Below are 17,754 nucleotides of genomic sequence, written 5' to 3' on the forward strand. Positions count from 1 at the left end.
AGCTCCGGTCAGGCTGCCGCGCGTCGCCCGATCAGCTCGCCCAGGGCCGCCTGATCGGCGGCCGGCAGCCGCCGTTCGGCGTGCAGCATGCGCAGGGCGAGCGTCAGGCGCTCCTCGTCCTCCAGACGGCCGAGGGAGGTGAGGTAGGGCGGCAGCAGCACGCCCAGCGACTCCAGGTCGGAGCGGGAACACAGCCGCTCCAACAGGGGCCGCAGGGGATCGGAGGCCTCGGGGGAGGTCGCGCGCAGGCCCCGCGCGATCCGCAGGTGGAGCCAGTCCGCGTACGCCCCGGGCGGCAGGTCGGACAGCCGTGCGGCGGCCGCCTCGAAGTGCGGGCGGGCCTCGTCCGGCCGGCCCAGATCCAGGTGGGCGCGACCGATCGCGCCGTGCAGGGACGGGTAGAAGGCGCGGACCCGTTCGTCGCCCACCCGGTCGGCGTGCGCGAGGCAGGCGAGGTTCCAGTGCAGGGTGTCCTCGGGGGTCGGCTGACGGCGGGCCAGGTAGTGGGCGGCCACACAGGCCTCGTAGTCGTCGGTGGCCGCCTCCCACGCCTGCCGGAACAGGGTCTCGGCGTCGGTGTCCCGGCCCTCGCCCTCGGCGGTCATGCCCTGGGCGCAGAGCCGCACGACGGTGTTCTCGGGGTTCACGCGGACGTCCTCGGCGGTGTCGGGAGGGTGGGCGGGAGGGCGACCGGCATCACCAGGGTGGTGAAACTGCCCTGGTCGGCGGAGCGGACCAGTACCGGACCGGTGACCTCGGAGAACTCCAGCAGTACGTCGGGCCCCACCCCGGCCTCCAGGGCCGCCCCCAGTACGGCGGGGTCGAAGCCGATCCGCACCGGCTCCGGCTCCTCCCGCACGGCCGCCGGCTCGATCGGCGCCGGGGTCCCGTCGGGCAGGGTGACGAGGAGACGGTCGTGGCCGAGTTCCAAGGCGACGGCCGAGGAGTCCCCGCACGCGTCGAGCGCGGCGATCAGCCGGACCCGGTCCACGACCACCCGGTGCGCGGGGGCGGGGAGGCCCGCGAGCACGTCCCGATAGGCGGGGAAGGTGCCCCCGGCCACCGGTACCTCGCGCGTCCCGCCCGGATGGCGGACGGTCAGGGGCGCGCCGCCCGGCCGCGCCACCAAGGTCACCTCGGCGGCCCGGGCGGCCCATGTCCCGAGTGCGACCAGCGTGTCGGCGTCGATCAGCAGTCGCCCCGGCGGTCCGGCCGCGGTACGGGGCCGCAGGGTGCGCAGCGAGAGCCGGTAGCGGTCGGTGGCCACGAAGCGGACCTCGTCCCGGTCGAACTCCACGAGCACGCGGCCGAGCACGGGATGGGCCGGGTCCCGCCCGGCGGCCGGGGCCACCTGCCGGGCGGCGCTCGCCAGCTCGGCCCCGCCCAGGGTGAACTCGCTGCCTCCCGGTCCGGGCGGCAGCCCTTCCAGCGCCGCCCCGAGGGCGGCGTCGGTGGCGCGCCGGGCCTCCCGCACGGCCACGTGGTGGCGTTCGAGCACCGCCCGCGCTTCCTCGGGCGCCCCGTCGAGTACGGCGACCACGTCGGCCAACGCCAACCCCGCCTCCCGCAACCCGCGCAGGAGCGTGGCGCGCGGCTGCTGGTCGGGGGAGTAGGAGCGGTAGCCGGTGACCGGGTCGACGTGGGCGGGGAGCAGTACGCGGCAGTCGTCGTAGAAGCGCAGGGCGCTCGGCGCGAGCCCGACACGGCGGCCGAACGCGCCGATGCCCATCAGATCGGAGGTGCTGTCGTCCATGACCGAGATCATCGACGTTCATCCCACTTGAAGGTCAACTCATCCGACGCGCCGGCGACCGGGGAGTCGCCGGAGCGGTCAGGACGTGGCCGTGCGGGGCTTCGTCTGCTGGACGGCCCAGCCGTTCCCGTCCGGGTCCGAGAAGTACACGAAGGAACCCCAGGGCATGTCCTGGACCTCGGTGACCTCCACGCCCCGCCCCCGAAGATCGGCGTGGGCCGCCTCGATGTCGGCGACCACCACCTGCATGTTGTCCAAGGACCCGGGGGTCATTCGGGTGAGTCCCTTGCCCAGCGCGATCGAGCAGGCCGATCCGGGCGGGGTCAACTGGACGAAGCGGATCTCCTCGCTGACCGTGACGTCGTGGTCGGCGTGGAAGCCGATCCTCTCGTAGAAGGCCTTGGCACGGTCGACATCGGTGACGGGGACGGCGACCAGCTCCAGTTTGATGTCCATCACGACCTCCACGATCGGCAGCGGCCCCGGAGTACGGGCCTTTCGGCATCATGCGCCCGGGGCGGGCGCCGCGCCGCCCGGCACGACCGCGACCGCAACGTCGACCCCGACCGCCGCGCCGGTCCCGGTGTCCTCGGCGTGCCCGGTGTCCTCGGAGGCGAACTGGGTCCGGTACAGCTCCTCGTACCGGCCGCCCGCGGCCAGCAGCTCGGCGTGCGTCCCCCGCTCCACGATCCGGCCCTCCTCCACCACCAGGATCTGATCGGCGGCCTGCACGGTCGACAGCCGGTGCGCGATCACCACGGCGGTCCGACCGGCCAACGCCTCGGCCAGGGCCTCCTGGACCGCCGCCTCCGAGGTGGAGTCCAGATGGGCGGTGGCCTCGTCCAGGATCACCACCCGTTGACGGGCCAGCAGCAGCCGGGCGATGGTCAGCCGCTGCCGTTCGCCGCCCGAGAGCCGGTAGCCGCGTTCACCGACGACGGTGTCGAGACCGTCGGGCAGCGAGGCGACGAGCCCGTCCAGTCGGGAGCGGCGCAGCGCCTCCCAGATCTCCTCCTCGGCGGCCTCGGGCCGGGCCAGCAGCAGGTTGGCCCGTACCGACTCGTGGAAGAGGTGGCCGTCCTGGGTGACCATGCCGAGGGTCGCGCGGATCGAGTCGGCCGTGAGGTCGCGTACGTCGATGCCGGCGATCCGCACGGCGCCCGCGTCGGCGTCGTACAGCCGGGGCAGCAGCTGGGCGATGGTCGACTTGCCGGCGCCGGAGGAGCCGACGAGGGCGATCATCTGTCCGGGCTCGGCCCGGAAGGACACCTCGTGCAGCACCTCGGTGCCACCCCGGGGATCCAGCGTGGCGACCTCCTCCAGGGAGGCCAGGGAGACCCGCTCGGCGGAGGGGTACCCGAAGGACACGCGGTCGAACTCCACCGCGACCGGGCCCTCCGGCACGACCACGGCGTCGGGCTTCTGGTCGATGAGGGGCTTCAGGTCGAGGATCTCGAAGACCCGCTCGAAGCTGACCATGGCGCTCATCACCTCGACGCGGGCGCCGGCCAGCGCCGTCAGCGGGGAGTAGAGGCGGGTGAGCAACAGGGCGAGGGCGACGACGGAGCCGGCCTCCAGGGTCCCGCGCAGCGCGTAGTACCCGCCGAGTCCGTAGACCAGCGCGAGGGCCAGGGCGGAGACCAGGGTGAGGGCGGTGATGAACGCGGACTGCGCCATCGCCGTGCGGACGCCGATGTCCCGTACCCGGGCCGCGCGTGCGGCGAACTCGGCGGATTCGTCGGCGGGCCGGCCGAACAGTTTGACGAGGGTGGCGCCGGGGGCGGAGAACCGTTCCGTCATCTGCGTGCCCATCGCGGCGTTGAGCGTCGACGCCTCGCGCTGCATGGCTGCCATCCGCGTGCCCATCCGGCGGGCCGGCAGCACGAACACCGGCAGCAGGACCAGCGCCAGCAGGGTGATCTGCCAGGAGATGCTCAGCATCACGACGAGGGTCAGCAGCAGGGTGACGGTGTTGGAGACCACCCCGGAGAGGGTGTTGCTGAAGGCCCGCTGGGCCCCGATCACATCGTTGTTGAGGCGGCTGACCAGGGCTCCGGTCCGCGTGCGGGTGAAGAAGGCGACCGGCATGCGCTGCACGTGGTCGAAGACCGCCGTCCGCAGGTCCAGGATCAACCCCTCGCCGAGGGTGGACGACAACTTGCGGGTCAACAGCCCGAGCCCCGCCTCGACGACCGCGATGACCGCGATCAGCAGGGCGAGCCGGGTGACACGGGCACCGTCCCCACCGCCGACGATCGTGTCCACGACGCGGCTGGCGAGCAGGGGAGTGGCGACCGCGAGCAGCGCCGTGACGACACTGAGCAGCAGGAAGAGGGTCAGCCCGCGGCGGTGCGGGCGGGCGAAGGCGGCGACCCGCCGCAGGCTCGCCCGGGAGAGCGGGCGACGATCCTGCTGGGCGTTGATCGCGCTGTGGAGCGAGGTCCAGGCGGTGACTTCCATGTCCATGTCCCGGACAGTAGGACCTCAACCAAACTTGAGGTCAAGGTGTCGGCCTTCACATGCCCTGGATGGCTGCCAACCCCCGCTCGCACGAGGGACATTGGATACTCTCGTGCGTTGTCGGAGCCCGGTGGCATCATCGGGGGATGACGCAGGGATCAGAGTCCGTTCCGTCCGCCCGATCCTCCCGCCCGGCAGCAGACAGCGTCCTCGACCGCTTCGAACGATGGGCCCGGGACACCCCGAAGGCCCGCGCCGTCACCGCCGTCCCCGGCAGTCTCACCTACGGGGAACTCGACGTCCGCGCCAACCGGTTGGCCCACCACCTCCTGGCCGCAGGCCTCCCTCCCGGCGGGCTCGTGGCCATCGGGACGGCCCGGCAGACCGAGATCGTCGTCGCGATGCTCGCCACCCTGAAGGCCGGCGGCGCGTACGCCGTCCTCGACGTGGAGACCTCGGGTTCCGGACCGCGCCGGCTCGCGACCCTGGAACCCTTCGCCGTCCTCACCCACGCCGCCCACCAGGCCCGTCTCGACGACGGCCGCGACCTGCGGTTCATCCGCCTCGGAGCGGAAGCCGGCGCGATCGGCGAGCGGCCCGGGGAGCCCCCCGCCCGCGCCGGCGCCCGGGACGCGCTCTTCCAGTTCACCGGGGCGGCGGAGCCCCGCGCCGTGGTCGTCACCCACGCCCTGCTGCTCGCCGCCCTGGAAGCCTGGGAGGCGGTGGCCCGGCCGACCCCCGAGGACCGGCACCTGATCACCTTCGGCTCCGATGTCACCGCCTTCACCACCGGCTGGACCCGGGCCCTGTGCTCGGGCGGCACCATCGTCCTCCCCGACCGGGGCCCGTGGGCGCCCGACACCCTCCGCGCGGCCGTCGGGACCGAACGGGTCACCGTGGTGCACACCGACCCGGCGGGCGCGGCCCGCCTGCTCCTGCCCGAACACGAAACCCCCCTCGCCGCCCGTCCCGGAACACCGGTCCCGCGGCAGGGCGACGACCCGGCGCGGTCGGTGCGCCTGCTCCACATCACCGGCGATCGACTCCACCTCGACCAACAGGCCACCCTGCAAGCCCGGTTGCGCACCGGCGCCCGGGTGCTCAACGTCTACGGATCCACCGAGACCGCCGGCGTCGGCACCTGGTTCGAACTGTCCCAACTACCCGGACCGCTCGACGCCCCCGAGGAACTCTCCCTGATCGGGACCCCGTTCCCCGGCTGCCGGGCGGAACTCCGGGACGGGCAGCTGTACCTCGGTCCGCCCGACGGCGGTGACGCGATTCCCACCGGCGACCTCGCCCGCGCGCGCCCCGACGGACTGTGGGAGTTCGGCGGCCGGATCCGGGACCGCATCCCCCTCGACGGCCACCCCTTCGACCCCCACCCCCTGGAAGCCCTGATCCGCTCCCACGAACACATCGGCGCCGCCCTCGTGGCCGAGGTCGAGGTCGGCCGGGGGGCGCGGCGACTCGTCGCGTACATCTGCCCGCCGCCCGGCGGGGGCACCTGGCTCCCGGGCGGCGACCTGCCGGGCTCCGACCGGCTCCGCGACCACCTGCGGGGGAAGGTGCCCGAGGAGCGGATCCCGCGCACGGTGGTCAGGCTGCGGGCCCTGCCGCGCAACGCGGCCGGTCAGGAGGACCGGGCCGCCCTGCCGCGACCGCCCCGGCTGACCGACCCGGCGACGCCGGTCCGTAGGACGGGCGGCAAGTACAGCCCCGCGAGCGGTGGTTCGGAGTTCCCGATCGGCTGCGCCACCGGCTGCGGATCGATCGTCTTCGGGTTCATGGCGCTCATCTTCACCGACGTGCTCTGGCCGGGCTCGACCGAGCTCGCGGGCATACCGGCCCCCTGGGCGCCCCTGTTCTTCGTCCTCTACCTCTGTGAGTGCCTGGCCTTCGGTACGGGTCTGATGTTCCTGTTCACCGGCCGCCCGAGGATGCGGGAACAGGGGCGCGGTGCGGGACTCACCGCGGCCGCGCACCTGGCCGTGGTCTACCTGCTCGTCGCCTGGTGGCCCCAGGACAACCTGTACCGTCTGGCGGCCAAACACGACTGGCCGCGCCAGGCCGCCCTGGTCTACGCCTTCAACATCCCCCTGATGATCGCCGGCGCCGTCGTGGCCGCCTACCTCATCCGGAAACCGGCCTCGGCCTTCGACTTCGACGACTGATCCACCGACCCACCGGTGCGGCCGGCCCGGACGGATCCGCGTCCGCGTCGGCCGCCCGTCCGGGCCCCGGCGGCGGCTCGTCCGGGGTGTCGAATCCCAGCGCGTCGCCCACCCCGAGGGCCTCGGCCCGCACCAGGGCCTCCGCCGCGTCCAGCACCTCCCGGCCGCGCGCCGCCACCAACACGCCCAGCCACGGCGCCGGATCGTCGGCCCCGGTCGTGATCGCCGGAACGAACACCGCCCCGAGGCCGGCGCATTCCCGCGCCAGGTCCGCGCACCACTCGTCTGCCCGCGCCGGCGGCAGCCTCGCCCCCAACTCCACCCGGTCCACGATCCGCACCAGGTGTCCCGCGCCGCGCAGCGCGTCGAGCCGGGCCGCCACCATGAAGGCGATCGACGGCCCGGTCAGCCGCAGGTTCGTCTCGGTCGGCGCCAGGAGTCCCGCCCCGTCGACGACGAAGTCCACGTCGAACCAGCCCCGATAGCCGGCCGCAGCCAACTCCCGCCCCACCGCAGCCCCGAAGCGCGACAGGGGCCCCTCGGCCGCGGCGGGCACCACCCCGGGGCCGACCGTCGCGCCCCGGTAGCCCCCGTCGACGACGTCCATCACCGCCCCGCCGACCGTGTGGACCCGCCCCGAGCCGTCCACGAACCCGTCGTACGTCAGATCACCCGGGCCGCCGGCCCCCGCCGGACCGGACACGTACTCCTCCACCAGCAGCGGGCCGCGGGGCAGGCGGCGGACCAGCGCGCGGGCCCCGCCGGCGGCCCGGACCCGCTCGGGAGACGCGTGCGTGGTACCCGAACCCCCCACCCCGTGCTCCGACTTGAGAACGCTGCTCTCGCCGCGCGCCACCCGGGCGGACAGCAGCCGCACCGCCTGCCGGCGGCCCGCCGCCCGCCACTGCCCCGGCAACCTGATCCCGGGATGGGCCCCGCCCGCGAGGATCCGGCCGAACAGGGCGTGGGCCGCGGACTTGGACTCGTACCGCAGGTCGCGCGCTCGCCACGGCCGCCCCGACAGCCGCCCGAAGGGTTCCGTCAGCCCCCACGGGACGAGGGCCGGCGCGCCCTCCGTCAGGCGCGCGGCCAGCGCCGGCCGGGACCGTACGGCGTCCGACAGGCCGGGACCCCCCGCCGCGAGCCCGTCGTACACCTCCACCTCCCCCCATTCCAGCTGCCGTGCGACCAGCCGCGTCCAGTCCGGCGACACCGCGAGGGGCAGCACCAGCGCGGCCGGCTCCGGACCGTAGAAGGCGGCCAGGCAGGCGTAGTGGTGCGCGGCCCGCTGCTCCCGGTCCAGGGACGGGTCGCCGAACTGCGCGTTGAACTCGGCGACATTGCCCACGTGCACCGAAGGCCCACCACCGGTCCACGCCCGCGCCCAGTCCGCGAGCGGGACGGGCGCCACCTCGAAGCGGACCAGCCCCTCCGGGGCGCCCGGCCCGGCCACCGCGCCCATCGCCCGGTAGAACCCCGCCGCGTGCGGATCGGCGTCGATCAGCAGCCGACGCGTGCCCAGCCCGACGGCCCGGCGCAGCACGTCCCGGTACAACAGCCGCCCGAGCCCCCGGCCGATGGCCGCCGGGTCCACGAAGAGCAGGCCGAGCCTCGACGTGGATCCGGCGGGTTCCCCCTCCAGCGAGGCGAGGCCCCGCACCGTCCCGTCCGCGTCCTCGGCGACGACGATCCGCCGGGCCGCGACCTCGTCCGCCCGCACCCGCAGTTCCTCGGCGCAGCCGGCCAGGAACCGCTCGTCATACCCCCAGTGCGCCTTGGACCGCAGCACCAGCGCGGACAGCTCCCCGGCCTCGTCGGCCCGCGCGGCCCTGAGCTTTGCCATTTCCTGACCTCCCCATGGTCCGCCGCAAGACCGTGCGATAGATTCGGCCACCCACACGGCGGACACGCCCTCCCCTTCCTACCCACCCGGAGACAGGCTTCTCAATGAGCGACATCATCAATGGACTTGGTCGCACCAGTGCGTTCGGCGCCCTCGGCCTGGTCCTGCTGATCCTCGGCATCGTCCTGGTGGACGTGCTGACGCCCGGGAAGCTCCCCAAGCAGATCTGGGAGGAGCGCAACCGCAACGCCGCGCTCCTGCTCAGCTCCGCGCTGCTCGGCATCGGCGGAATCGTCTTCACCTCGATCTGGACGACATACGACGACTTCGGCAAGGGCCTGCTGTCCACCGCCGCGTTCGGTCTCCTCGGGCTGGTCCTGATGGCCGTGGCCTTCCTGGTGCTGGACCTGGTGACCCCGGGCAAGCTCGGCGCCATCGTCGTCGACCCGGAGCCGCACCCGGCCGTCTGGGTCACGGCCTCCTGCAACCTCGCGGTGGCCGCGATCGTCGCCGCCTCGATCGCCTGACGCACAGGCGCACGCACACGCCCGGCCCGGCCCCACGGGCCGGGCCGCCCGGCTATCCGACGCCCGGCAGCGCCTGCCGGCCCTCCCGGACCGTCACGGGGATGCCGCCCGCGGCCCTCGACAGTCGCGCCCTGAACTCGGCGGAGGCGGCGCCCGCGGCGTCCGAGTCCACCTCCACCCCGGTCGCCCCCGGTGCGGCGGCGCACGCGTGGATCGGGAACGCGTCCTCGATCCGGCAGAGCTCCCCGCTCACCGCGCCGAGCGCCCGCCCGCTGTACGGACTCAGGTACAGGTCGACCCGGCCCGGATCGACGCCGGGATCCGTCCGGTGGGCCGCCTCCACCAGCAGGCGGCCCCGGGCCAGGTCCGTGACGCACAGCGCCACCCGGCCCGGGGGCAGATCGGTGATCTGCGTCGCGTAGACGTCCGCGAAGGCGCCCCGCCCCTGTTCGCCGACCGCCTGTGAGAGGCGCAGACCCTCGGGGGTGTTGGCGGGGGTCCCCCCGATCGACGTGGGCGGGGCCTGAGGCTCGTCCCGGCCCGGCGCGGGACAGGACTTCCCGCCGCCGGCGGCGGCGGGCAGCGCTCTCGGCGCCGCGGGTTCGGCGGCGCCGCACCCGGTGAGCAGCGCGGCGACGCTCACCGCCACCACGCCGGCGTGCACGAACCGGGCGGTGAATCTCCGGCGCATCACAGGGTCCCCCTCGCGTCACGATGCCGGTCGGTACGACGGGCACGACAGGGACGTGCCGGGAACGCAACCGGTTCCCTCCCGCCGGCCCGGCGGACCGCGCCGGGCCTCCCGGTCCCGGAGGGCCCTCAGGCCAGGCCCAACGCGAACACCGCGAAGCCCGCCGCCAGCAGCCCCGCCGCGGTCCGCCGCACCGCCGTCGCCCTGGTCCACGGCTCCTCGAACCGTCGGGCGTACCGGGCGATCCCCACCAACAGCGCGCCGAAGACCGGCAGCCACGCCGCCCGGGCCAGAAGCCACCCCACGCTGTCCGGGGCGGTCGTCAGACCGGCGGCCCCGCCCAGGAGGGATCCGGGCACGGCCGCCGCCAGCATCGCCGTCTGGTGCCAGCACAGGACCGTCATGGCACACAGGTTGACGACGACCACCGGAGCCCACAGCGCCGGCCGGGCGAGGAGCCGCGCCAGCCGGTCCCGCAGCAGGATCGCCGCCCCCGACTGCGCCGCCGCCAGAGCGAGCACGAGCAGCGACGGCGGGTGCGAGTTGGTCCGCGCCTCGCCCGGTACGCCCACCATCGACGCCGGGTAGTGGAACACCGTCAGCAGCGCCGCGAACAACACGGACCCGCCGACGAGCAGCAGCCACGCCCCGCGCCGGTCGACGCGCCGCTCGCCCCAGGACACGCCCAGCTGGTACGCGAACAACCAGCCCGGAAGGATGTTCAACAGCGCGGCCCAGGACGGCACCGAGTCCGCGAACGGCCCGTACCGCAGGAAGTCCACCACCGCCACCGAACCGAGCAACGGGGCCGCCGCCCAGCCTCCCAGCCGGCCCGCCGCCCGCACGCAGTACGGGGTCAGCGCCGTGACCACCACGTACACCCCCACGAACCACAGCGGCTGGATCACCAGCGTCGCCCCGGTCCGCAGGGTCGTCTCCGGCACCCCGGCCGCGTACGCCACCGGCGCGAGCAGCGCCCACACCGCGGTGACCTCGAGCACCGGCCGCCCCAGCCTGACGATCCGCCCCCTCAGCCACGCCGCCGTCGAGCCCTCGCGACGGCGGAACGACAGCACCGACGCGTACCCGCCCACCAGGAAGAACACGCCGAGCATCTGCAGCACCCAACTGGCCGGGGCCAGGCCGCCGAACGACGCCAGCGGACTCGAGTTGTGCAGCGCGCCCTCGCCGTCGAGGGTGAGACCACCCAACATCCAGTGCCCGATCGGCACGGCCAGCAGGGCCAGGGCGCGCAGCCCGTCGATCGCCCGATCACGGTGGGCGGGGGTCCGCGCCTCGATCCGGTCGGCCGTTGTCCGCAGCGAGGTCGTGACGCTCATCGGGCCGCCCCGTCCGCGATCGACGCGAAGGCCGCCAACGACCGCGTACCCGGTGCGAAGTAGCCGGTGTGCCCCCGTACGTCGCCGGCGGGGATCCGGCGGGCACCGAACGCCGCGGACGTGGGATCGGCGCCGTGCCCGATGCCTGCGACCTCGACGTTCGGTACGTCCGCGATCCAGTCGGAGGGACCGCGCGCCGCCCACACCCGCGCCACCGTGCCCAGCCCGGCGGCGGTCCCCGCCCGCATCCCCGGGGAACCGAACACGACGACGTCGCTCGCGTCCGTGTGCCGGGCCGCGAGTCCGCAGACCACCGAGCCGTAGCTGTGGCAGAACAACACCGGGTCCGGCGCCCCCACCGCGTCCAACCCCGCGGTGAACCGGGCCAGCCGGACCGCACCGACCTGCGCCAGCCGCCCGTCGGCCGCGTCCAGCCCCACCCCCACCGGGGTGGTGTACCCGGTCCACGCCACGACGGCCGTGTTCCCGGACGTCGCCGACCGCAGCGCCCGAGCCATCCCGGCGGGACCGGTGTACGGCGTGCGCCGCGCGTCGTACGTGGTCGCGTCGTTGTCGGAACCGGGCACGATCACCGAGACGTGCGCCGCGTGCTCCGGATCCCCGAACACCTCCGCGACCTGACCCCGGTCGCGCGGATCGAAGGCCAGGATCCGGCGACCGGGGGCCGCGAGGGACTCGAACCGGGCGTCGCCCGTCGAGAGGACCGCCAGCCGGTTGGCCTCGTACCTCAGAGGGAGCGGAGCCCCGTCCAGATTGCCCACCACGAGGGGATGACGGAGCAGCAGCCGTCGCCGCCCGGACTCGTCCAGCCCGGCGAAGAACGCCGCGACCTCCCGGGGCGGGGCGCTCGCCGGATCCGGCAGCCTGCGGCCGGACACGGTGTCGGCCCGCCAGGCGTCGGCGCCCGGCGGTGGGCCGGTGACCGCCCGCTGACTGTCGGCCGAAGCCCATCCCGCGGTCCCCGCGACCACGGCCACCGCGACGGCGGCGGTGACCAGTGTCCTTCCGAAGCGGCGCATGCCCCTTCTCCTCTCCTCGTGACGAGGAGGAAGGTAGGAAGGGGGTACCGGCGGGCACGTCCGACCGGGGAGCCAACCCCGATGTCATACCCCGGTAGGGGGTGGAGGAGAGCGGTACCCGCGATCAGGCGCCGTCGCCGGGACGCACCAGCCCCGCTTCATAGGCGAAGATCACCGCCTGGGCCCGGTCCCGCAGGTCCAATTTGGCCAACACCTTGCCGATGTGCGTCTTCACCGTCTGCTCGGCCAGCACCAGATGCCCGGCGATCTCCTGGTTCGAGAGCCCGCGCGCGATGAGCTCCAACACCTCGGTCTCACGCGGGGTCAGCCCTTTCAGCCGCAGCGCCGGGTCCTTGCGCGGCGCCGGCCGCTGCCGGACGAAGTCGGCGATCAGCCGCCGCGTCACCGACGGCGCCAGCAGCGCCTCGCCCGAGGCGACCACCCGGACCGCCGCGATCAGGTCGGCCGGCGGGGCGTCCTTCAACAGGAACCCGGACGCGCCGGCGCGCAGCGCCTCGTACACGTAGTCGTCGATGTCGAAGGTGGTCAGCATCAGCACCTTCGGGCGGTGCACCACGCCCCTCGGGGGATCGAGGAGCTCGCGGGCGGCCGTCAGTCCGTCCATCTCCGGCATCCGCACGTCCATCAGCACCACGTCGGGGTGCACCGTGCGGGAGACGCGCACACCCTCCCGGCCGTCGGGAGCCTCGCCCACCACGTCGATGTCGGCCTGCGCCGAGAGCAGCGCGGCGAACCCCGCCCGCACCATGGCCTGGTCGTCGACGATGATCACGCGGATGGTCAACTCGGTTCCTCGGCTGTTTCGTTCAGGGGCAGACGGGCGGCGACCCGGAAGCCACCGTCCGGGAGCGGACCGGTGTCCAGTGTGCCGCCCGTCAACCGTACGCGCTCCCGCATCCCCACCAGGCCGTGCCCCGTGCCCGAGGTCTCCAGGGCCGGTGCGGCGTCGGGGGCCGGCCCGTTGACCACCAGGACGAGCAACTCGTCGGAGTGGAGGGTCAGCGAGACGTGCGTCCGCGCGCCCGGAGCGTGGCGCACCACGTTCGCCAGTGCCTCCTGCACGATCCGGTACGCCGACAGGTCCACCACCGCGGGCGCCGCCGCGGCGGCGCCGGTGGCCAGGGACAACCGCACCGGCTGCCCGGCGCGCACGGTCGCCTCCACCAACTGCTGGAGCCTGTCGATGCCGGGCTGTGGGGCCCGCTCCCCGCCCGGTCCGTCGCCGTTCCCACGCAACACCGTCAGCAGTCGGCGCATCTCGCCCAGCGACTCGCGGGCGCTCGCCGCGATCGTCTCGAACTCCTCGCGCACCGGATCGGCCATGCCGGGCAGCCGGTACGGGGCGGAGTCGGCCTGCACCGTGATCACCGACATGTGGTGGGCCACCACGTCGTGCAACTCCCGCGCGATCCGCGCCCGTTCCTCCAACAGGGTGCGGCGCGCCCGTTCGGCCTCGCTGACGCCCTGCTGCTCGGTGATGCGCTGCTGCGCGTCGCCGAGACCGCGCAGCGCGCCCGTCAGCGCGAGGAAGGCGCCGGCGAGGATGAACAGGAGCGCGGTGGTGGTGGTCACCCCGTCGGGCCGGAAGAATTCGAGCGCCCCTCCGGCCGCGCCCGTCACCAGCCACACGGCGACCAGGTTGCGGACTGACTCGCGCAGCCCCAGACAGACCATGGACACGAGGTAGCCGACGATCACCATCGGCGGCCACGGCCAACCGTTCCCGGCCACCCCGTCGGCATGGGCCAGCACCACCGCACCCACGACGTCGGCGGTCAACACGATGCCCCAGGCGGGCCACGGCCGGGTCACGGCGAGCAGCAGCGGCACGGTCTGCGCGACGCCGAGGGCGCCGGCCCAGCCGCCGCCGGCCCCGTAGACGTTGGTCGACACGGCGATCGTCACCGGCATCAACGTCAGTACGAAGACGGCCACGACGGCGAAGGGAAGTATCCGCTGCCAGGCCTTGGGGGCCCGCGCGAACAGTGGTTCGCCCGCGCGGGCGGGCGTCCGCAGCACCACCGCGAATCGGGGCACCGCGCGGCCGGGCGGGGCGGGGACCGGTTCGGGGGCCGTCGCCCCGGGCGTCGTCTCGCTCATGATCGCCCCACCCTACGGGTCAGGACACCGGGCCCCCGGAGCCCGGGCCGTCCGCGTCCCCGACGCCGGCGCGACGGGCGAGCCGCTCACGGAGGCGGGTGAGGCGGTCGATCTCGGCGTCGAGGGCGGCGAGCCGGTTCCCCACGACCCTCAGCGCTGCCAGGTCGTGCGCCGCACCACCGTGTCCGACCGGGAGACGGGCGTGCCGCCCGCGTGCGCGGCCAGCGCGCGTCGCATGTCGTCCAGGGCGGGCTGTTCGTCGGTCATCGGGTGCTGGAACTCGTACTGGAGGTCCGTGTTCAGGACCACCCACACCACCCGCCGCTGTTTGTCCCCGGACTTGCGCATGTCCTCCCAGTTGGTCACGTGGATGGTCACGGTCCCCACCACGATCTCGCGGATCTCCGGCCAGGACGCCCGGAACCGGCCGAAGCGAACCCCCTCGCCGTCCGCGCGGAAGGCCGGAACGAACAGGGCGCGCACGCTGAACACCAGACCCACCGCGCCGAACAGCAGGCACAGGATCGCCCAGCCCCAGAAGAAGACGGTGGCGAACAGCGACTCCTGTTCCCACGGCGTCCAGGCCCAGAACGTCCCCACCCCCAACGCCCCGGCGAGGAGCGAGGCGAGGATCATGCTCCCCGGGCCGTCCTCGTGGATCTCGTACGGTCGTCCCCCCGCGGGTACGTTCATGCCCCACCCCCCTGTCGTGTGTAGCGCCATGATGCCCACGCCCGACCCCGGGGACACCGGCCGGTTCCGGCCCCTCGGGCCGCTTGGGGGTCGGCATAGACTGACGCCGATCAGATGATCATCGGCACGGGGGAGTCGGTACGCATGGGGGCCGCGGCCGCGCTGGAGAAACTGCTGCCGGTGCTCCTCGCCTTCGGCGGTGGGGTGTTCCTCGCACGGCGCAAGACCGTCCCCGCGGAGGCCTCCAAGGCCTTCGCGGACTACGCCTTCCTCTTCGCGGTGCCCTGCTACCTCTTCGGCAACATCTACGCGAGCGACCTCGGCGCCCTGTTCGACTGGCGTGCCATCGGCGGCTACGCGGCCGCCGCCGCCCTCGCCGCCGCGGTCGTCGCCCTCGTCGCCGTCGCCCGCGGGACGCGCGAGCCGCGCGCGGTGGCGCTGCGTGTGATGGCCGGCGTGCAGGTCAACACGGCGTACTTCGCGGTGCCCGTCTTCATCACCGTGTTCGGGACCGCGGCGCCGATCTTCCCCGTGCTGCTCTTCCAGGTCTGCGTGCTGTCCCTCGTCGTCATCGCCATCATGGAACTCGGCCGCTCCGGACCGGGGACCGGCGGTCCCCGGACGAAGCTCGCGCGCGCCGTCGCGGCCTCGCTCGCCACTCCGCTGGTGCTGGCCTGCAACGCCGGAATCGTCTTGAACCTGCTGTCGGTGCGGGTGCCGGGAGTGGTGTTGGAGGGTGCCGCGTTCGTCGGCGACAGCGCCTCCCCGGTCGCCCTGTTCGCGCTGGGTCTGCACCTCGGGGGAGCCGGGCTGGACGTCCGCGGCACCACGCGCGAGGAACTGCTGCTGATCGGGTTCAAGTGCCTGGCGTTCCCGCTGCTGGCCTGGGCGGTGTGCGGGTGGCTGTTCGGCGTACGGGGCGACTGGTTGGCGTACCTCGTCCTGATCGCGGCCATGCCGACCCCGCAGAACCTGTTCATCTTCGCGCAGCGCTACGACGTGGGTGTCGACCTCTCCGCCTCGCTCGTGATCAAGAGTTCGATGGTTTCCCTCCTGCTGCTGCCCCTGTGGTTGCAGACTGTCGTCTCATGATCGAACAACGTGCGAACACCGCGAACCCGCCGGATCCCGCCCTGAAGGCAGCCACCCTCGGGCTGTTGGCCGCCTGGATCGCGCACGACCTGGAAGAGGTCGCCACCATGGCCCGTTGGTCCCGCACCCGGGTGCCCGTCCTGCGCGAGCGCCACCCCCGGGTGCCCGAACGGTTCTGGCGGAGCGTCACGGAGGTGGACGGACGGGAGTTCGCCACGGCCGTCGGATTCATGGGCCTGATCGTCGCGGCGGCCGCCGCGGACGGTCTGCGCACCGGCGGGCGCTCCGCCTTCTACCAGGCCTCCCTGCACGGATTCGGCCTGCACGGGCTGGTCCACCTCGCCAACTCCGCCGCCACCCGCGGCTACACCCCCGGGGTCGTCACGTCCCCGCTGATCGTGGTCCCCTTCACCCTCTGGGCCCGCGGCCGGCTGCGCCGCGCCGGTGTGCTGCGGCCCACCCGGGCGCGCGACGCAGTACTCGGCCTCGGTCTGGCCGCCGCGGCCACCGCCACCACGCACGCCGCGGCCCGGCTGATCCGGCGTCCCGCGCTCGTTCCCCCGGGCGGGTGCCGCTCGTTCACCGCGCATGGAGCCCCTGCCGACCACCGCGGCGCCGGGCGTCGCTGAACGCGCCGACGCCGCGGCCGATGCCGCCTGCCACCTCTACGACGCCGTCGCGCCTCGGGGCGCCTGCGAACCGGGCGGGTGGAGCCGGACCGCCGCCGAGGACGCCGCCGAAGCCATCGAAACCACCGCGCACGCCCTCGCGTTCATCCGTCCGGGCGCCGACGTCGTCCTGGCGCCGGTGCACACGGCCCTCGCGGAACTGCGCCGCCGGCTGGAGTTGTCGCCCGCCGACCCGTTGACCGCCGAGGGGGTTCCGGCCACGCCGCGTACGGTCGGCAATCCGCGCCGGACCCGCTGGGCGCGGGTGCCTCACCCGACGCGGGCGCCGGCGACGGCGGTGTCGAACAGGGCCCTGACCTCCTTGCCGAAGTAGGAGCTGTACGAGACGTCGGGCGTGTCCCCGCCCGTCTTCCAGCCGCCGATCACCCCGATCACGTCCCCGGTCCTGGTCTTCGCGTCGTAACGCGCCAGGAACGGGCCGCCGCTGGTCCCACCGGGGTATCCGGTGCAGGCGATGCGAAGGAAGGAGCCGGGGATGCGCGCGTCCTTGCTGGTGAACTTCGTGGTCCGGTTGACGCACACCCGGGGGCGGGCGGCCGACGACGGATGGCCGATCAGCGTGACCCGGGGGTGTGCGTAGGGGCCACCGGTGAGCAGCCGGTTCCCGCCGACCACGTCCTGCACCCGGCGCCCCTTGGAGCCCGGTCCGACCTGCGCGAAGGCCACGTCGAGGGTGGCCGCCCGGTTGGCGCCCTGGCTGCGGTAGCGGGGGTGGATCCACACCTTCGAGCGGCCCTTGGCGTCGCGCAGCACGGGGAACATGCCGTAGGGCCGGGGGTTGCGGGCCGTGTAGCGCGGTACGAAGGCCACCTTCCGGGTGTCGGAGCCGAGCAGGCAGTGCGCGGCGCTGAGCACCAGGTTGCGGCCGGGCGAGGCGACCACGCTCGCCGTGCAGAAGTACGCGCCGGCGCCCTTCATGACGAACATCCTGCCGACGACCGGGATGCCGTCGAAGTTCGCGCCGGTGCCGGGGCCCGCCAGAGCGGCGCCGACGGTGTCCCCGGCCCGGTCGGACTCGGCGGACGGTCGGGATACGGGGCCGGCCGAGGCCGCGGTCACCGGGGTGACGGCCGGGCCGGCGGCCGTATCCGGGGCGCGGCCCGCGCCCCGGGCACCGGCCGGTACGGCCGAGTCGGGGGCGGCGTCCGGTGCGAGGGGCGCCGGGGTCGCGGAGGCCATTCGTTCGGCGGTCCAGAAGGACTGCGCCTCCCGGACCGACCACCGGCCGACGGCCCGTGCGGTGCCGGCCTCGGCGACCGGCAGCGGGCCGCCGAGCAGCGCCAGCGCGGTCGCTGCCGCCGCCATGGTCAAGGTGCGTCGCATGCGGGGCT

18 protein-coding genes are annotated in these 17,754 nt (G+C 74.2%); 5 read left to right on the top strand and 13 right to left on the bottom strand.

From position 1 onward, the window contains the following. Nucleotides 1–8: 8 nt before the first annotated feature. The 4 genes from OHA84_RS31115 to OHA84_RS31130 all read right to left on the bottom strand — a co-directional run bounded on the left by OHA84_RS31115 (nt 9) and on the right by OHA84_RS31130 (nt 4,219). Nucleotides 9–647 carry a hypothetical protein gene (locus tag OHA84_RS31115; RefSeq protein ID WP_266953106.1) on the bottom strand — a complete coding sequence of 213 codons (639 nt, stop codon included), beginning with the start codon at nt 645–647 and terminating at the stop codon, nt 9–11. Beyond that, nucleotides 644–1,753 carry a MerR family transcriptional regulator gene (locus tag OHA84_RS31120; protein WP_266953108.1) on the bottom strand — a complete coding sequence of 370 codons (1,110 nt, stop codon included), beginning with the start codon at nt 1,751–1,753 and terminating at the stop codon, nt 644–646. Before OHA84_RS31120 ends, OHA84_RS31115 begins: the two co-directional genes overlap by 4 nt. Nucleotides 1,754–1,831: 78 nt before the next feature. After that, the gene (locus OHA84_RS31125; protein ID WP_266953110.1) at nt 1,832–2,209 is read right to left on the bottom strand and encodes a VOC family protein; all 378 of its coding nucleotides are present in this window, start codon (nt 2,207–2,209) and stop codon (nt 1,832–1,834) included. A 48-nt stretch (nt 2,210–2,257) separates the two neighbouring features. Continuing rightward, nucleotides 2,258–4,219 (bottom strand): ABC transporter ATP-binding protein, encoded by a 1,962-nt coding sequence (locus OHA84_RS31130; protein WP_266968632.1) that lies wholly within the window; start codon nt 4,217–4,219, stop codon nt 2,258–2,260. Nucleotides 4,220–4,359: 140 nt separating this feature from the next. Between OHA84_RS31130 and OHA84_RS31135 the strand changes: the two genes are divergently transcribed. After that, on the top strand, nt 4,360–6,387 hold the full coding sequence (locus OHA84_RS31135; protein WP_266968630.1) for an AMP-binding protein: 2,028 nt from the start codon (nt 4,360–4,362) through the stop codon (nt 6,385–6,387). On the opposite strand, the gene OHA84_RS31140 is transcribed toward OHA84_RS31135, so the two are convergent. Then, nucleotides 6,347–8,230: a GNAT family N-acetyltransferase gene (locus tag OHA84_RS31140; RefSeq protein WP_266968628.1), complete on the bottom strand. Its 1,884-nt coding sequence runs from the start codon at nt 8,228–8,230 to the stop codon at nt 6,347–6,349. The two genes, OHA84_RS31135 and OHA84_RS31140, sit on opposite strands and share 41 nt — an antisense overlap. A 104-nt stretch (nt 8,231–8,334) precedes the next feature. Between OHA84_RS31140 and OHA84_RS31145 the strand changes: the two genes are divergently transcribed. After that, nucleotides 8,335–8,757 carry a DUF350 domain-containing protein gene (locus tag OHA84_RS31145; protein ID WP_266953118.1) on the top strand — a complete coding sequence of 141 codons (423 nt, stop codon included), beginning with the start codon at nt 8,335–8,337 and terminating at the stop codon, nt 8,755–8,757. Between the two features lie 52 nt (nt 8,758–8,809). Here the strand turns inward: OHA84_RS31145 and OHA84_RS31150 are convergent, their stop codons facing one another. From OHA84_RS31150 to OHA84_RS31180, 7 genes are all read right to left on the bottom strand, one after another. Then, nucleotides 8,810–9,448 (bottom strand): hypothetical protein, encoded by a 639-nt coding sequence (locus OHA84_RS31150; protein WP_266968626.1) that lies wholly within the window; start codon nt 9,446–9,448, stop codon nt 8,810–8,812. Between the two features lie 128 nt (nt 9,449–9,576). Continuing rightward, nucleotides 9,577–10,788 (bottom strand): acyltransferase, encoded by a 1,212-nt coding sequence (locus OHA84_RS31155; protein WP_266968624.1) that lies wholly within the window; start codon nt 10,786–10,788, stop codon nt 9,577–9,579. Further along, the gene (locus OHA84_RS31160) at nt 10,785–11,828 is read right to left on the bottom strand and encodes an alpha/beta hydrolase (RefSeq protein ID WP_266953124.1); all 1,044 of its coding nucleotides are present in this window, start codon (nt 11,826–11,828) and stop codon (nt 10,785–10,787) included. The genes OHA84_RS31155 and OHA84_RS31160 overlap by 4 nt, the downstream gene beginning before the upstream one ends. 124 nt (nt 11,829–11,952) lie before the next feature. Next, nucleotides 11,953–12,633 (bottom strand): response regulator transcription factor, encoded by a 681-nt coding sequence (locus OHA84_RS31165; RefSeq protein WP_266953126.1) that lies wholly within the window; start codon nt 12,631–12,633, stop codon nt 11,953–11,955. Next, nucleotides 12,630–13,949 (bottom strand): sensor histidine kinase, encoded by a 1,320-nt coding sequence (locus OHA84_RS31170; protein WP_266968621.1) that lies wholly within the window; start codon nt 13,947–13,949, stop codon nt 12,630–12,632. Before OHA84_RS31170 ends, OHA84_RS31165 begins: the two co-directional genes overlap by 4 nt. Before the next feature lie 19 nt (nt 13,950–13,968). Next, on the bottom strand, nt 13,969–14,094 hold the full coding sequence (locus tag OHA84_RS31175; RefSeq protein WP_266953130.1) for a hypothetical protein: 126 nt from the start codon (nt 14,092–14,094) through the stop codon (nt 13,969–13,971). Nucleotides 14,095–14,099: 5 nt separating this feature from the next. After that, nucleotides 14,100–14,642, bottom strand: coding sequence for a hypothetical protein (locus OHA84_RS31180; protein WP_266968619.1), 543 nt, complete (start codon nt 14,640–14,642; stop codon nt 14,100–14,102). Between the two features lie 114 nt (nt 14,643–14,756). Between OHA84_RS31180 and OHA84_RS31185 the strand changes: the two genes are divergently transcribed. The 3 genes from OHA84_RS31185 to OHA84_RS31195 are packed head-to-tail and all read left to right on the top strand — an operon-like array spanning nt 14,757 to nt 16,736. Beyond that, complete coding sequence (locus OHA84_RS31185) at nt 14,757–15,734, top strand: AEC family transporter (RefSeq protein WP_266953134.1); 978 nt, start codon at nt 14,757–14,759, stop codon at nt 15,732–15,734. Next, nucleotides 15,731–16,363 carry an HXXEE domain-containing protein gene (locus tag OHA84_RS31190; protein ID WP_266968617.1) on the top strand — a complete coding sequence of 211 codons (633 nt, stop codon included), beginning with the start codon at nt 15,731–15,733 and terminating at the stop codon, nt 16,361–16,363. The genes OHA84_RS31185 and OHA84_RS31190 overlap by 4 nt, the downstream gene beginning before the upstream one ends. Continuing rightward, on the top strand, nt 16,323–16,736 hold the full coding sequence (locus OHA84_RS31195; protein ID WP_266953138.1) for a hypothetical protein: 414 nt from the start codon (nt 16,323–16,325) through the stop codon (nt 16,734–16,736). The genes OHA84_RS31190 and OHA84_RS31195 overlap by 41 nt, the downstream gene beginning before the upstream one ends. On the opposite strand, the gene OHA84_RS31200 is transcribed toward OHA84_RS31195, so the two are convergent. Next, nucleotides 16,673–17,746 (bottom strand): trypsin-like serine protease, encoded by a 1,074-nt coding sequence (locus tag OHA84_RS31200; RefSeq protein WP_266968615.1) that lies wholly within the window; start codon nt 17,744–17,746, stop codon nt 16,673–16,675. The genes OHA84_RS31195 and OHA84_RS31200 overlap by 64 nt on opposite strands. Nucleotides 17,747–17,754 lie beyond the last annotated feature (8 nt).

The organism is Streptomyces sp. NBC_00513, from assembly GCF_041431415.1.
Lineage (GTDB): Bacteria > Actinomycetota > Actinomycetes > Streptomycetales > Streptomycetaceae > Streptomyces.

Excerpts from the sequence above, each read along its gene's own strand:
- OHA84_RS31155 (WP_266968624.1), bottom strand. The coding sequence starts at position 10,788 with ATGAGCGTCACGACCTCGCTGCGGACAACGGCCGACCGGATCGAGGCG.
- OHA84_RS31135 (WP_266968630.1), top strand. The coding sequence starts at position 4,360 with ATGACGCAGGGATCAGAGTCCGTTCCGTCCGCCCGATCCTCCCGCCCG.
- OHA84_RS31130 (WP_266968632.1), bottom strand. The coding sequence starts at position 4,219 with ATGGACATGGAAGTCACCGCCTGGACCTCGCTCCACAGCGCGATCAAC.
- OHA84_RS31180 (WP_266968619.1), bottom strand. The coding sequence starts at position 14,642 with ATGAACGTACCCGCGGGGGGACGACCGTACGAGATCCACGAGGACGGC.
- OHA84_RS31195 (WP_266953138.1), top strand. The coding sequence starts at position 16,323 with ATGGAGCCCCTGCCGACCACCGCGGCGCCGGGCGTCGCTGAACGCGCC.
- OHA84_RS31150 (WP_266968626.1), bottom strand. The coding sequence starts at position 9,448 with ATGCGCCGGAGATTCACCGCCCGGTTCGTGCACGCCGGCGTGGTGGCG.
- OHA84_RS31190 (WP_266968617.1), top strand. The coding sequence starts at position 15,731 with ATGATCGAACAACGTGCGAACACCGCGAACCCGCCGGATCCCGCCCTG.
- OHA84_RS31120 (WP_266953108.1), bottom strand. The coding sequence starts at position 1,753 with ATGGACGACAGCACCTCCGATCTGATGGGCATCGGCGCGTTCGGCCGC.
- OHA84_RS31185 (WP_266953134.1), top strand. The coding sequence starts at position 14,757 with ATGATCATCGGCACGGGGGAGTCGGTACGCATGGGGGCCGCGGCCGCG.
- OHA84_RS31125 (WP_266953110.1), bottom strand. The coding sequence starts at position 2,209 with ATGGACATCAAACTGGAGCTGGTCGCCGTCCCCGTCACCGATGTCGAC.
- OHA84_RS31160 (WP_266953124.1), bottom strand. The coding sequence starts at position 11,828 with ATGCGCCGCTTCGGAAGGACACTGGTCACCGCCGCCGTCGCGGTGGCC.
- OHA84_RS31170 (WP_266968621.1), bottom strand. The coding sequence starts at position 13,949 with ATGAGCGAGACGACGCCCGGGGCGACGGCCCCCGAACCGGTCCCCGCC.
- OHA84_RS31200 (WP_266968615.1), bottom strand. The coding sequence starts at position 17,746 with ATGCGACGCACCTTGACCATGGCGGCGGCAGCGACCGCGCTGGCGCTG.
- OHA84_RS31145 (WP_266953118.1), top strand. The coding sequence starts at position 8,335 with ATGAGCGACATCATCAATGGACTTGGTCGCACCAGTGCGTTCGGCGCC.
- OHA84_RS31140 (WP_266968628.1), bottom strand. The coding sequence starts at position 8,230 with ATGGCAAAGCTCAGGGCCGCGCGGGCCGACGAGGCCGGGGAGCTGTCC.